We start from the raw sequence: 14,008 nt of genomic DNA, 5'->3' as shown, positions 1-14,008 counted from the left end.
TTACTAGCCTGCGAGATAAATGAAGCTGAACTGGTCTCTCATATGCTAGACAACGCTACTGAAGGCTCAAAAGATGACATCATCAATACGGTATATAGAGATCGTAGAGATGGTCAAGCTGTTGGCTATGAGAAAATCTGTAAGTATTTTAAGGCTGACAATGTGCTGGAGGTCATAGACAAGCATTTAAATTTAGAGAGTAGTGATAAAGTAAGTTAAGCTCTTTCGCCTCAAACATTAGCTTGTTTGGGGCTTTTAAAACTTCATAATTAACTAATAATCTAGGGCGTGTCCTCAATCTGAACGATTGCATCTAAATGGATTAAAAGTGGCTAAATTTTGCCAAACGGCGTCAAATAACTGGCCAATATCCTGATACTATCTGCGTTATTTTCCTTGTTTGGCTTCAATTTATCGCATTTTTATCACCATTTTCAAAATGAGGACACGCCCTAGTTTGAATAGCAACTCAACCGTAAAACTCCATCCTTTAGCCAGAAGGCTTCATCAAGTACTGATAAAAGCCTATATTAGTAGCGATAAGGGTACTTACCTCAAAAACGTACATAACTATTTCGGTGACATAGTTGAGATACCTATTCATAATATTTCTGTCATATTTAAAGACAGATCATATGAAATCATCGGGGGCTGTTTTTCTCCTATATTTGATCTAAATGACATTTCTAATGAGAATACTGTGATTCTAAGTTATACAACATCTCAAGGCCATGATACAAAGAATAAAACTGATGAACAGGTAAAAAGAGTAAAAAAAAGAATTCAAGATAAGTTTGACCAAGACGTAATAGACTTTATATATATGGATTATATTAGGGCGATTTCTATTCTTTCACTTTCAAAACCCGGTCTCATGTATTCAGAAATTAGAGAGCTATCACACACTAAAAGCGAATATAGTAGCGCTGTTTGGAACGAAATATTTGGCAATGAAGACGAGTTGCCAATAAATTATTTGAGTCAAAAAGACTTTTCAATGCTTATCGATAAGACTCGAGGTACTATAAATAATCATAACAAAATCAAAAACGATTAAAAGTGTTAATCTGACTTATTTAATGCCGATGAGTACTAAATCACGTTTAAAATATGATGGACTTGCTGTTGATATGGAAATATCTTTTACTTTTTTAAACCAAATATCTAAAGCAACACCAAATCTCCACCGCGACTTTATCAAAGGCTGATTTGCTTGAATCAGGCTGCAATACCTGATCAGATTAAACTATAACTTGCTAATTTCAGTGGGTTTTTGAGTCTGATAAATGAACAAACTTGCACAGACCAATATGACACCAAAAATAGTTAATACACTCAAAGTAGTATCAAAAATCAGACTCTCCAAGATCATTGTCAGTAAAGGCAATAAAAAGAATAACGTGCTTACTTTATCTGCGGAGCTATATTTGAGCATAAGCATTAATAGCAAATAAGCACCTACAGAAACGACTGCACCCATCCATACCAATGACAGCAAAGAGTAAGCAGTGACCTCAAAAAACAATCCTTGATAAACAATCACAGCCGAGAATATCAAGAATGAAAAAATAGTCTGGATCAATAGGGTTAAAATAGGCGGCGTTTCAACCTTAGCTTGAGCTATAGTACCAAACGTGATGGATAGCAACGCCAGTACAGAAAGGACGATACCTGATACATTGATTTTATCGACGCTATGATAGCCTAATGTAGACAATACCAAGCCTGAAAAACAAATCGCTAATAGTATGACGTTTTTAACGCTAACCGTGTTTGCACTTAATAGTGACGTTATAATCGGCTGTAAGCCAAGCACAAGTATAATGATGCCAAGGGATAGCCCTGTGTTAATAGCTGAAAAATAAAACGTTAAATAGAAGACTTGCAGCAATAGACCTGAAAATATAATGACTTTGAGCTGATCTTTATTAATCTCAGTGATAGCTGTTTTTTTATGGGTAGATTTTAGATATATGGCTAGAAGTAGTGATAAAGCGATTGCTGATCTTAAAAATAAGAAACTCCAAGAATCTGTATATTGCAAACCAACTTTTGCGAAAATGGCGCCGCCACTCCATATTGCTAAGAATCCTATAGGTGCAGCAAAATTTACAATATCTTGCTTTGACTGGGTGTGAATATTCAATGGCAATTCCTTACCTAGCGTATATTTATATCATCTGGCTATGATAATAAAGTTGACGTTCAAAGGTTTGCCAAAATAGATTAAAATATGTGCTGATCAGCTGATTGTTGGCTGCTTCATATTCTGATTATTACAGCGAAGTTTATGCGGGGTCTGATGGTAAAAGCTAGAAAAACGACGTATAAAGGCGGACACGTTATCGTAACCACACCTCTCAGCTACTATCGTAATCGGTGTATCAGTATTTAGAATGAGACCAAGAGCAGCTTGCATACGAAGGTCGGTAATATAAGCATTAGGGGTACAACCAAGATGTTTTTTAAATAAGACTTTGAACTGACTTTCGCTCAGACAAGCGATCTCAGCTAGTGATTTTACGGTGTGGTTGATGGCAATATTACTTTTTAAAGTATGAATGACCGCAGTTAAACGAGTATCCAGTCGCTTACTCATTTTAATGGTTCCAAGAAGCTCTTTTAATAACTCAAACATCATCCCTTCTATCTTTTGGTTGTGAGCAGAGATCAATTGCTTTTCAACAAAAGATATATATAACAATGTCTTTTCATCCATTGCAAAATGGGTATCACTCAGTGGCAGGTGTAAAAATTCAATGTCCTCTATATTTGCTACTAAAAAACGAAAGTCTTCTTTTGCCTGAAATTGATGATAAATACCTTTTCTAATAACTAAAGCCTCTCCATAAGAAACATTGATGCTTTGATTGCTAATGACCATTCTAATGTCACCCATTAATGGCATGAGAACTTGATGGTAATCATGAGTATGACCTTCCAGCTGGCTGTTATATGTTCTAATAAATAAATGGTTTATTAACTCAGTCTCTTTCATGAGGTCTATCCACTGTTTGGAATATTTGTTAGTAACAGGGTTTTATAAGAGTGTAGCAAGAAAACCAACTAGGCTATTAGTAAAGCCTATTTTTTCACCATGGTTTGGTTTTATAAGCCTGCACTTAAACCACCATGTCCAAAGCAACGGCTATTGCTATGTGCGAGTTTAATCTAACCCGAGCCATCAATTTATTAGCATATGTTTACTAAATCAGTCTAAACCCTTGTATATAATCAGGACATCATTCGAATTATAAGAGGGTACAACGCCGTGAAAAATCGTAACCAATACATTTATAAAAAGCCAATAATGAAGCTCAGCGTCCGTACGCTTGCTTTAGTCAGTTTACTGGCAATTGCTGGTTGTAATAATAGTTTGGTTGATACTCAACCGATAAAACAGGTAGCTGAAAAACCTATAGTCAGCAAGACTGACACCCCTTCGACCACAAAGACTGATAAGAGTTATACGGCTGCTGACGACTCTGCTTCAACGCCTGAAGGTGTCAAACAAGTGGTTAACGCCAATAATCAATTCGCTATAGATCTATATCAGCAGATAAGTAAGCAACCAGAACAAGCAGAGAACAATGTATTTTTCTCGCCTTACAGCTTGTCTACGGCGATGGCCATGCTCTATGCCGCAGCAGAGGGAGAAACCAAACAGCAGATTCAAAAGACTTTTCATTATCCAATGCCAGCTATCCTTAATCCCAATAGTGCAGCACTATACAATCAATTCAATAAGCCCAATCCAAATTATGACCTAAGCACAGTTAATGACTTATGGATGCGTCAAGGCTTGAGTCCTAATCAAGCTTATCTAGATACCGTACAGCGCTACTATGGTGGTCAAGTCACCAATCTTGATTTTGCGAGCCGTCCCGAGCCATCACGCCAGGCTATCAATAAGACTATTTCTAATCATACCAAGCAGATGATTCCTGAACTACTGCCAGAAGGGAGTATCAAGTCATCTACCGCTGCTGTACTAACGAATGCGGTTTATTTTAAAAGCGAATGGGCAAAGCCGTTTGGGCTACAAGGGGGCACTCGACCCTTTCATAATTTAGACGGCACCACATCTTCAAAAGAAATGATGTATAAAACAGCTTATTTTGATTATATGGAAAATGAGCACGTACAAGTGGTAGAGCTGCCTTATAAAAGCAATGATCTATCGATGCTAATCATCCTACCTAAGTCAAAAGAGGCTGCTGCTATGCAAAAGCTGGTGGCTGATTTGAGTAGTAATCAAGTCAGTCAGTGGACTGAACAGCTTGAAAACCAAGAAATTTTTTTGGTGATGCCTAAGTTTAAGTTAGAAGAAAGCTATTCGATGAAGCCGATACTGGCCAATATGGGAATGCCCATCGCTTTTGGTAGTCGTGCTAACTACAGTTTGTTCAATGACAAGCTACCGTTAAAAGTAGATTCTGTTGTCCATAAAGCGGTGGTTGAGGTTGATGAAAAAGGTACGGTGGCGGCAGCAGCAACGGGTATTGGTGTACAACTTGTTATGGCGACTCATAAAGCCGAAATTACAGCCGACCATCCCTTTATGTTTATGATTAAAGACAATAAAACCGATGCCATATTGTTCTTAGGTCAGGTGAATAAACTATAGCAATGTGTATTTTGGAGCGATTTAATATGCAAAGATTCAAACAGAATTTAATGAGGAATATAACAATCTCGGTATTATCGTTCGGGCTGTCTGTATCCGCTATAGCAGCTGATTATATAGCAGAAGAAGCAACTGAACAGCTAGAAGGCAACTATACTCAGCAACAGCTTGCCAAGCTATATTTAGAGAATTTAGACTTGCCCGAAGATAGCAGGAAACCGTATGAATGGTTTGCCATTCGAGGATATGCTCCTGCTCAATTCATGCTGGGTCTCCAAGCTTATGATCCTATAAACAAGATCAAATGGTATCAGATAGCTGCTGATAACGGGCATACCTCTGCAATAGCCAATCTTGCCTATATCTATTATGCGGGTAAGTATGGCGTACCTCAGGATTACGCCAAGGCTTTTAAATTATATAAGACCTTAGCCGATACTGATGACATGCAGGCTCAGTATCGACTTGGAGAGATGTACTATCATGGTGCAGGTACGCCTCAAAGCTACAGTCAGGCTTTTACCTATTATCAGAAGGCCGCTGATAATGAAAAAATGGAGGCTCAATACACAAAAATGTATGCTGAGTATAGCTTGGGGCTTATGTATTATAGCGGTTTAGGTGTTGCCCAAGATTATAAAAAGGCCTTTCATATCTTTGAAAAGCTTGCTGCTCAAGGTGATACTGATGCTGAATATAACTTGGGAGTCATGTACGATCGCGGCTTAGGGGTTACTCAGGATAAGATCAAAGCAAAAGAATGGTTTGAGATAGCGGCTAGTCGGGAGAGTTATACTGGTCTTGGAAAGACTCATGCCGAATACCGTCTAGGGAAAATGTACTTTGAGGGAATAGATGTTGTACAAGACTATGATGCAGCCTTAAGCTGGTTCAAAAAAGCGGCTAATAATCACTATTTTTTGGGTCGTGGAGAGATGAGTAAAGGGCATTTACTGACACAATATCAGTTGGGTGATATGTATTATAACGGGATTGGCGTCACTCAGGATTATACTCAAGCTTTTAGGTGGTATGAACAAGCGGCCAGAAATAGATATCGTAATACGGTTGATGGGTCATGGAGCAAAGGTAGTGAGCGCGCTCAGTATCTTATAGCACTGATGTATTATAAGGGCTTAGGTGTTAATAAAGACAAAGCCATGGCAAGAGAGTGGTTAGAAGTATCTTGCGATAACGATTACCAAGCGAGTTGCGATTATTTGCAGAAACTATCCAAATAAGGGGTTTAGTTTTTAAAGGTGATGGGTCTTAGATTATTGAGATAACAGCAGTGTATCTATCAATCCTATCTAAGCGCTTTTTAACTCAATGCCTAATCTCTATAACAATTTTTGTTTGAGCAAGCTCATCAAGATATTGATCTATGATTTGGGTATTATCCTTATCCAAGTGTGCATCCCATTCATCAAGCATGACAATTGTACTTCGGTCATCCTCTCTAATTTCTTGAATTTGCTTGATCAGTTGTTGGCCTGTTGAACCTCTATGGGCTTTGTCTGTTTTGTAATTGAAATACAAATTGTGCTTGGCAGGTAAATAATACGCCCGTTCTTGGTAGTGGTCTTTGAGCTTAAGCAACATACAAGATTTACCAACGCCATTATTACCAACCAACGTTACTCTACCTTGCTTGGGTAATTGTGTTGAATCAAAAATATCCCCTGTTTGCTTCACACGTATTTGGTCTGCCTGAATGTAGGTATCTAAATCCACAGTGGCAGGTTGTAAAACCTCTAAAATACCATCTAGCATCGTTTTGATAACGCCAATACTGGTATGGTAGCCAATCAAGGCATAGCACATTTGCAATAGCTGAATTTGTCTTGGCAGCGTGGCAATTAGCACAGCCATCGTCGCAGCATCATGCCAATTTTTATTAAAAATAAAAGCAGTGACCACAAAGACAGGCAGCATCAATATGATCATGCCTAAGCTTGAATTGATGTGCTGGATCGAGGTGGATTTAACGCTATTATTCTTGGCTGTTGCAAAGCTTTTTTGAACAATATTATTATAGAGCGTGTAATTATGCTTATTAAAAATAACGACGTTATCCCAACTGTCAAAAAGTTTGGTGGTTAAACTCAGCCGTGATTGCTGGTCTGTTTTGGCAGCCATTTTTAGGGTGTGTCGTCTGAAATGCACAAACATGGAGGCAGAAATAATACCTACTGCATAACCAAGCAATGACCAACACGTTAAATAAGACATTGAGTACCAAAGCTGAAATATCAAAAATACTATCAATGACTGTCTCAAGGGTGTAGTTGCTTTCTTGAGCGAGTGTTGTCGTTGCTGTACTCTGTAACTCGTCGCTGGATAACAAATATGTCTTGCCTAAAAATATAGTATGAAAGCGATCGTTATACAGTTTATGAGCGTCATACTTGGCGCGCTCTGTATTGGTAACACAAAAATATGCAGGCACATAAACCGCTACTAAAGAGACGGCAAATAGCACCATATATAAAATTGAAATAGTGTCCTCGGTCAGACTTTGTGCAAGGCGAGCAATAAAATACGTTGATGACGCCACAATAATTTGCTGAATCAGTAAAAATACTAATGCTATACGCAAATGCTTGTTTGAGATAATTTTATAGATCAAGACTTTTAATATCCTTTAAAATCGAGACAAAATTATCCAGCAAGTAACGCCTTCTTACTGGTATCAACTCTGCTAACATATAATACTCTTGCTATCTTTTAGAGCTTTTTCAATATCAGCCATAAATGAGTCAGACTTATTGTTATCACCAAAAGAACCAGCTTATGGAGTGCAGCATGTTTTTTATACGTAAGGCCAATCAAAATGACGTCTCAGATATTGCTCATATACATTTCACAAGTTGGCATGCTACCTATGTAGACCTTTTGCCCAAAACCTATCATGATAAAGAGAATAAGTTATCTCAAAAGGTAGAGATGTGGGGAAAAGTAATCCTTAGCTCTGGTGTGAGCACATGGATAGCCTACGATGCTGAGAATAATAATGTCGGGTTTATTTCTTACTTTACGAAGGACTGAACCGTCCCGGGATTGTTGGAGACTCAACATTCTGAGAGAATACGACAATGAAAACACGAAACTACACTCCTGAGATTAAAGAACGCGCCGTTCGCATGCTGATTGAAGCAGCAGTCGACTATCCCTCTACATGGTCAGCCATTCAAGCCATTGCCCCTAAGATTGGCTGCACGCCTGAAACTCTGCGGTCTTGGCATAAAAAGCACATCGATCAAACCATTCCTGCTTCAGTGCAAGCTCAAAGCCAAGAGCAACGTATTAAAGAGCTTGAACGCGAGAATAAAGAGCTTAAGCAAGCCAATGAGATTATACGTAAGGCTGCTGCTTTTTTCGCCCAGGCGGAGCTCGACCGCTGACTAAAATCATGATTCACTTCATCGACGACAATAAACACCTTTATGGGGTCGAGCTGATCTGTAGAGTCCTACCGATTGCCCCGTCAACTTATTATCGTGCTCAAGACTTAAGCGACAACCCACACAAGCGTTCACTNNGAGATTAAACGTATTTGGCAGGATAGCAAATGCCGTTACGGTGCGCGTAAAGTCTGGCAGCAGATGAAAGCAGAAGGATTATGTATTGCTCGGTGTACCGTAGAGCGATTAATGAAGCAGTATGGCCTACAAGGCGTTTGGCGTGGCAAAGGCAAGATTACCACCAACAGCCGTGACGACCAAAAGCGCGCTGATGACTTAGTCAATCGTAACTTTAATGCTCATCGTCCTAACCAACTATGGGTTGCAGATTTTACCTATATCAAGACGACAAGCGGCTGGGTGTATACCGCTTTTATTATTGATGTGTTTGCTCGCGCTATCGTTGGCTGGAAAGTATCTAATCGCATGAATACCGATATGGTGATGGCGGCGTTAAATCAAGCAATAGCAGATAGAAACTATCCCAAAGATGTGATTCATCACAGTGATCGAGGGGTTCAGTACTTATCTATTCGCTATACCGATAAGATGACGGACTCTGGAGTGATTGCTTCTGTTGGTACAACAGGCGACTCTTATGACAACGCATTGGCTGAGACAGTTAACGGGCTTTATAAGTCTGAGGTGATTGAATATCTAAAAGAACAATGGCATGGCGTGAACGATGTTGAACTGGCAACCCTAGAATGGGTCGATTGGTTCAACAAGAAGCGTCTACATAGCACGATTGGATATGTGTCACCTTTTGAATTTGAAAAGCGGTATTATGATAATTTAACCCTGTCAGGCATTGCTGCCTGACTCAAGTAAATCACTCTCCGATATAGTCGGGGCGGTTCAGACAGTGAATGTGAAATAACGACCCTATACATTCTGCCTCAATATCAAAGTCTGGGGCTTGGCACCACACTAATGAATTCAGCAATAGATGATATTTCTCAGCACAATAGATGTATTAGCTTGTCGTTATGGGTGCTAAAAACCAATCTGACTGCGATTAGCTTCTATGAAAAAATTGGTTTTAAATCTGACGGTAAGCATAGTGAAGAGCCATACGAGGATACCAAAATAATCGATATTAGGATGGTGAAATCACTCTGATATCTATTATTTTAAGGAAAAAAGGAGTTTCAAAATGAAAAAATATATCTTACCTGCTTTTACTATAATTTGTGTGGCGTTGTTTTGGTATCTTTTATTCATTCAAAAAATTAATCAATACAATTATGCTGTAGTTAATACCTTGGCAATTATTCTATTTGCTATAACCTTGTTTAACACAAGAAAAAATACTAAAAACAAGAAATAGAATGGGTGTATTCAAGTGCAAGTACTCGTTAAGCTTTGCGAGTGCTCAATCTCTAATGATCTGTATTAAATCATGATTTATCAGCTATACAACCATTTAACTGTCTGCTGTATAGACCATTTTTATCTTATAGTAAATGTATATCGTTCTTTATCGTATGAAGCGGCATAGGGCACTGCATCTCTAGAATAGGTCTTCTTATCCTGATCAGTATAGTCAATAGATATTGAATCTTCATAGCTTGTGTATTGGATAGCATAGCGATAGGAGGAGTTAGGCGGCAAATCTCCGATTAAGTCCATTCTCTTGGAGCTGGTATACTTGACGCGTACGTCAGATATGAGATAAGGGCTTTCGTTATTTATGATAATTTTACCTTTATCCTTCTCAAAATATGAGCAAGATATTAAAAGCATGCTCATCAATCCTATTAGAACATTCTTATTAAAAACCATATTTCTCTCGCTTTTACGATTGACTAACACCACTGCTACTTCATTAGAAATCATGCAAAATCAATAATGTAGCTATTCGCTAATTATTTTTAGGCATTCTTAGGTTCAGTACAGCGCGCTTACCAAACTACACTAAACGATTGTATAGAGATGATACTAGAATGGCATCATCTTAACTCTACATTATTAGTGAAGCAGATATGAAGAATAATCAGTATTGTTATCTTAAAAAAGCACATGGTAACCGTATCATAAGTGCATTGGCTATCAGTAGTCTATTATTTGTGGTCAGTGGCTGTGACAGTACTATGAAAGATTCTAAGTCTAATGACAGTGTAGCCAATACCGCATCAACTACAGGCAAATTATCCTTACCAGATAAAGCTAAAAGCAACGCTGACGCTCAAGCAGATAGTCCGGTTGATTTTATTGCTGCTGATGATGACGCTTCTACTTCAGACGGCATCGAAAAAGTCATTACTGCCAACAATCAATTTGCCGTTGCTATGTATCAGCAGATAAATGGTCAACCTGACCAAGCAGATAAAAACGTATTTTTCTCGCCATATAGCCTGTCTACGGCAATGGCAATGCTGTATGCCGCAGCGGAAGGGGAAACAAAACAGCAGATTCAGAAGACTTTTTACTATCCCTCAATGGATATTCTCAATCCCAATAGCGCCGCGCTCTATAATCAATTTAACAAACCCAATCCCGATTATAAGCTCGCCACGGTCAATGACTTATGGATGCAACAAGGACTAACGCCTAACAAGGCATACGTAGATACTGTACAACGTTATTATGGTGGTCAAGTGACCAATCTTGATTTTAACGGCAGTCCTGAGCCTTCGCGGCTCATTATTAATAAAAAAATTGCTCAGCATACCAATCAGATGATTCTTGAGTTACTACCAAAGGGAAGCATTCCATCTAGCGTTGTCGCAGTATTAACCAACGCGGTTTACTTTAAGGGCGACTGGAAAATGCCTTTTGAGGCAAATAGCACCTCTGAGCAGCCTTTTTATCCCCTCACAGGCGAACCCTCTGATGTCAAAATGATGAATATGCAGACTGATTTCGGTTATATCGAGGACAAGCAAGTGCAGGTTGTGCAATTGCCTTACAAGGGCGATGACTTATCCATGTTAGTGGTATTACCCAAATCAAAAGGCAAAGCTGCAATGCAGCAGCTGGTGCGTGATTTGAGCGCTGATAAGATTAAAAAGTGGAATAAAGATTTAGTCGCTCAAGAAGTGAATCTTTCCTTACCAAAGTTTAAGCTTGCAGAGCGTTATGATATGAAAGGTTTGCTTTCAGATATGGGTATGCCAAGCGCCTTTCAAAGCAAAGCTACCTTTAAATTATTTGATGAACCTTTACAGATGGAAATTGATGATGTCTATCATCAGGCAGTGGTCATCGTCGATGAAAAAGGCACAGAGGCGGCAGCAGCAACAGCCATTGTAGCAAGGGAAGCTTCTGCTCCTATAGATCAGCCAGTTGAGTTTACAGCCGATCATCCGTTTATGTTTATAATTAAAGACAATAAAACCGATGCGATATTGTTTTTAGGGCAAGTGAACAAACCTTAAAATAGCGAATGACGGCACTAAGACTTAACTGACTGTTGATGAGACATTATGAAAAAAAGGCTTAAATTATTATCGTGTTCACTGTTGGTGATTTCAGTCGCTAGTGGATGTAATACGAAGACCAATGAAGAAGATGTGTTTCAATACAAGAATGCCTATGTTGGTGATAATAGTGCAGTCATAAATATTGTCAACCACTCTATGCAATCAGATAACTTCAAGGGCCTCGAGCTCAAAACGAAAGAGAAACCCTATGGGATTATCTTAAATTATAATGGGTCAGAGTCAGAAAAGAGTCATAAAAAGACAGTGGTATACAACGCCACTTACTTATTTGCGTTGATTCAGAATGTAGAATGGATAACGTTTAATTTTGATCATCAAGAATACAAGATAACAAAGGACGCTCTAATAGAGTGGTACGGGGAAGATTTCAGCAAATTACAAAGTAAAAAGGAGCTAAAAACGTTAATACAAAACAACTGGGATGATGAATACAGAGTAAATCAGTTATTCTAAAACCGCCAAATATATATGTGCGGCTCCCTATACAGCAGCTGAAAGTGTGGCTATTACAGTCACTACTGAGCCTTGGATATTCTTATAATTATAATTTATTGTTGAGCCTGATATGCAAAATGACCCACTTCGCTATTTTAGATATGCAGCCCATAATCGTGTTATCAGTGCCTTAGCTATTACCAGCTTAGTGTTGGGTGTTAGTGGCTGTGACAACGCCATAAAAAATAATAGAACGGGTGCTGTTACAGGCATGGTTACTCCTAATCAGTCAGCTATTAACCATCAAGCGCCTCCTATTGAGGTAATGACTACTGTCGCAACGCCTGAAGGTATAAAAGAAGTCATCACTGCCAATAACCAATTCGCCTTTGATATGTACCAGCAGATAAATGGGCAACCTGACCAAGCAGATAAAAATGTATTTTTCTCACCGTACAGCTTATCTACTGCGATGGCCATGCTCTATACCGCAGCGGAAGGGGAAACGAAAGCGCAAATCCAAAAGACGTTTCATTATCCGACGCCGACTACCCTCAACCCTAATAGCGCCGCGCTTTATAATCAATTTAATAAACCCAATCCCGACTACAAGCTTGCTACGGTCAATGACTTATGGATGCAACAAGGGTTAACACCCACTAAATCTTACATAGACACCGTGCAACGTTATTACAGCGGCCAAGTGACCGCCCTTGATTTTGAAGGCAGTCCTGATCCTGCGCGTCAGACCATTAATAAAAGAATTGCTGAGAAAACCAAGCAAATGATTCCTGAATTACTACCTAAGGGTAGTATTAAATCTGATACTGCCGTGGTGCTAACCAATGCCATCTATTTTAAGGGGGATTGGACCATGCCTTTTACAGCTGAAAGAACCAGTGCCCAGCCTTTTTATAATGCTATAGGCAGAGCCTCTACCGTCCAGATGATGCAGCAACAGTCTTATTTTAGTTATTATGAGGACAAACATATACAGGTCGTGCAATTGCCTTATAAAGGCGATTACTTGTCTATGCTCGTAGTATTACCCAAACTCAATCATAAACTTGCTATGCAGCAATTAGCTAAGAGTTTAAATGCAACTAAGATTAAGCAATGGAATGCAGGCTTAGTAAGACAAGAGGTGGACCTTCAACTGCCAAAGTTTAAATTAGATGCGCGTTATCAGATGAAAACATTGCTCGCTGATATGGGTATGCCAAGAGCGTTTAATAATAGGGCTGAATTTAACTTATATGCTGATGGCCCACCGATAAAGCTCGATGAGGTTTATCATCAAGCAGTAGTCACCGTCGATGAAAAAGGGACGGAAGCGGCGGCAGCAGCGGGTGCTGTAGGTATGTACGTTGGTATGTCTTATCCTGTGGAATTTAAAGCCGATCATCCGTTTATGTTTGTGATTAAAAATAATAAAACGGATGCGATATTGTTTTTAGGGCAAGTAAATAAGCCTTAGTTGGAGGCAATAGGTAGAGAGTTAAGTAGCTAACTATAAGGATGATCATGTTTAAGTTTCTAAAACATAAAAGGGGTGATACCTGGGTTGATACGGCAATAATAACAGCGATACGTTTTATGATTGCAGGCTTTACCATGATATTAGGCTATTTACTGGCTTTTGCTGCCACGATGGGACCACCCATTGCACCTCATATCTGGAATGGCGGATTAGATAAAACCATTCGAATCAGTACTATTGTTATTGGGTTCTGCTTGTGTGCTGCTGTATTAGTTTGGTTTGTTTGGTCCTTATGTCGCTATGTTTACCGACTTGTTGTGCGTACTAAATGAACTTCTAGTTAGCTGACTTATGAAAGAAGGATTATGAAGTGCGTTTTTTATATCGCCTACCTATTTTTATCATCCTATTTTTGTCCAAGACAACCAACCGTCTGGGCTTGTATGCCACACTCAGAGAACGATGTATTTATTGCTCGTCTGCAATCATCGCAGCCTACATTAATGGATAATCATCAAAAAGGCTTCGACTTGCAATGTAAGCATCCGACCATCCC

General features: G+C 39.0%; 14 protein-coding genes, 1 pseudogene and 1 other annotated feature. Of the genes and pseudogenes, 10 read left to right on the top strand and 5 right to left on the bottom strand.

Annotation, left to right across the window (positions count from 1 at the left end):
• Positions 1-42 precede the first annotated feature (42 nt).
• Positions 43-219, top strand: coding sequence for a hypothetical protein (locus B3R91_RS12845; protein WP_286798005.1), 177 nt, complete (start codon positions 43-45; stop codon positions 217-219).
• Between the two features lie 238 nt (positions 220-457).
• A complete protein-coding gene (locus B3R91_RS12840; RefSeq protein WP_286798003.1) occupies positions 458-1,057 on the top strand; it encodes a hypothetical protein in 600 nt (199 codons plus the stop codon).
• 189 nt (positions 1,058-1,246) lie between these two features.
• On the opposite strand, the gene B3R91_RS12835 is transcribed toward B3R91_RS12840, so the two are convergent.
• Positions 1,247-2,146, bottom strand: coding sequence for a DMT family transporter (locus B3R91_RS12835; RefSeq protein WP_286798002.1), 900 nt, complete (start codon positions 2,144-2,146; stop codon positions 1,247-1,249).
• Positions 2,147-2,242: 96 nt separating this feature from the next.
• A complete protein-coding gene (locus tag B3R91_RS12830) occupies positions 2,243-2,998 on the bottom strand; it encodes a helix-turn-helix transcriptional regulator (protein WP_286798000.1) in 756 nt (251 codons plus the stop codon).
• Between the two features lie 273 nt (positions 2,999-3,271).
• Between B3R91_RS12830 and B3R91_RS12825 the strand changes: the two genes are divergently transcribed.
• On the top strand, positions 3,272-4,627 hold the full coding sequence (locus B3R91_RS12825) for a serpin family protein (protein WP_286797999.1): 1,356 nt from the start codon (positions 3,272-3,274) through the stop codon (positions 4,625-4,627).
• Positions 4,628-4,653: 26 nt separating this feature from the next.
• The gene (locus tag B3R91_RS12820) at positions 4,654-5,868 is read left to right on the top strand and encodes an SEL1-like repeat protein (protein ID WP_286797997.1); all 1,215 of its coding nucleotides are present in this window, start codon (positions 4,654-4,656) and stop codon (positions 5,866-5,868) included.
• Between the two features lie 85 nt (positions 5,869-5,953).
• Here the strand turns inward: B3R91_RS12820 and B3R91_RS12815 are convergent, their stop codons facing one another.
• Positions 5,954-6,766 (bottom strand): ATP-binding protein, encoded by an 813-nt coding sequence (locus B3R91_RS12815; RefSeq protein ID WP_286797996.1) that lies wholly within the window; start codon positions 6,764-6,766, stop codon positions 5,954-5,956.
• Positions 6,711-7,256: a hypothetical protein gene (locus B3R91_RS12810; RefSeq protein WP_286797995.1), complete on the bottom strand. Its 546-nt coding sequence runs from the start codon at positions 7,254-7,256 to the stop codon at positions 6,711-6,713. Before B3R91_RS12810 ends, B3R91_RS12815 begins: the two co-directional genes overlap by 56 nt.
• 466 nt (positions 7,257-7,722) lie before the next feature.
• Between B3R91_RS12810 and B3R91_RS12805 the strand changes: the two are divergent.
• Both B3R91_RS12805 and B3R91_RS12800 read left to right on the top strand, forming a co-directional pair.
• Positions 7,723-8,913: pseudogene (locus B3R91_RS12805) on the top strand (IS3 family transposase).
• Positions 7,998-8,114: a sequence feature (AL1L pseudoknot), on the top strand. (Overlaps the previous pseudogene by 117 nt.)
• Before the next feature lie 9 nt (positions 8,914-8,922).
• Positions 8,923-9,213: a GNAT family N-acetyltransferase gene (locus B3R91_RS12800; protein WP_349681548.1), complete on the top strand. Its 291-nt coding sequence runs from the start codon at positions 8,923-8,925 to the stop codon at positions 9,211-9,213.
• 330 nt (positions 9,214-9,543) lie between these two features.
• On the opposite strand, the gene B3R91_RS12795 is transcribed toward B3R91_RS12800, so the two are convergent.
• Entirely contained in the window at positions 9,544-9,930 is a 387-nt protein-coding gene (locus B3R91_RS12795) for a hypothetical protein (protein ID WP_226928955.1), read from the bottom strand.
• Between the two features lie 146 nt (positions 9,931-10,076).
• Between B3R91_RS12795 and B3R91_RS12790 the strand changes: the two genes are divergently transcribed.
• From B3R91_RS12790 to B3R91_RS12775, 4 genes are all read left to right on the top strand, one after another.
• Positions 10,077-11,471 carry a serpin family protein gene (locus tag B3R91_RS12790; RefSeq protein WP_286797993.1) on the top strand — a complete coding sequence of 465 codons (1,395 nt, stop codon included), beginning with the start codon at positions 10,077-10,079 and terminating at the stop codon, positions 11,469-11,471.
• 48 nt (positions 11,472-11,519) lie between these two features.
• Positions 11,520-11,990 (top strand): DUF4825 domain-containing protein, encoded by a 471-nt coding sequence (locus tag B3R91_RS12785; protein ID WP_286797991.1) that lies wholly within the window; start codon positions 11,520-11,522, stop codon positions 11,988-11,990.
• Positions 11,991-12,102: 112 nt separating this feature from the next.
• Positions 12,103-13,449, top strand: a complete 1,347-nt coding sequence (locus tag B3R91_RS12780; protein WP_286797989.1) for a serpin family protein — start codon at positions 12,103-12,105, stop codon at positions 13,447-13,449.
• Positions 13,450-13,496: 47 nt separating this feature from the next.
• Positions 13,497-13,784, top strand: coding sequence for a hypothetical protein (locus B3R91_RS12775; protein WP_286797988.1), 288 nt, complete (start codon positions 13,497-13,499; stop codon positions 13,782-13,784).
• Positions 13,785-14,008: the final 224 nt, after the last annotated feature.

The organism is Psychrobacter sp. UBA6291, assembly GCF_002439405.1.
GTDB classification, from domain to species: domain Bacteria; phylum Pseudomonadota; class Gammaproteobacteria; order Pseudomonadales; family Moraxellaceae; genus Psychrobacter; species Psychrobacter faecalis.
The sequence above is the reverse complement of the archived record's forward strand: the minus strand, read 5'-3'. Positions and strand labels throughout refer to the sequence as shown.

Bases quoted from the DNA above. Each gene is read 5' to 3' on its own strand.
- B3R91_RS12845 (WP_286798005.1), top strand. From the start codon at position 43: ATGCTAGACAACGCTACTGAAGGCTCAAAAGATGACATCATCAATACG.
- B3R91_RS12830 (WP_286798000.1), bottom strand. From the start codon at position 2,998: ATGAAAGAGACTGAGTTAATAAACCATTTATTTATTAGAACATATAAC.
- B3R91_RS12820 (WP_286797997.1), top strand. From the start codon at position 4,654: ATGCAAAGATTCAAACAGAATTTAATGAGGAATATAACAATCTCGGTA.
- B3R91_RS12815 (WP_286797996.1), bottom strand. From the start codon at position 6,766: ATGGCTGCCAAAACAGACCAGCAATCACGGCTGAGTTTAACCACCAAA.
- B3R91_RS12795 (WP_226928955.1), bottom strand. From the start codon at position 9,930: ATGATTTCTAATGAAGTAGCAGTGGTGTTAGTCAATCGTAAAAGCGAG.
- B3R91_RS12790 (WP_286797993.1), top strand. From the start codon at position 10,077: ATGAAGAATAATCAGTATTGTTATCTTAAAAAAGCACATGGTAACCGT.
- B3R91_RS12785 (WP_286797991.1), top strand. From the start codon at position 11,520: ATGAAAAAAAGGCTTAAATTATTATCGTGTTCACTGTTGGTGATTTCA.
- B3R91_RS12780 (WP_286797989.1), top strand. From the start codon at position 12,103: ATGCAAAATGACCCACTTCGCTATTTTAGATATGCAGCCCATAATCGT.
- B3R91_RS12775 (WP_286797988.1), top strand. From the start codon at position 13,497: ATGTTTAAGTTTCTAAAACATAAAAGGGGTGATACCTGGGTTGATACG.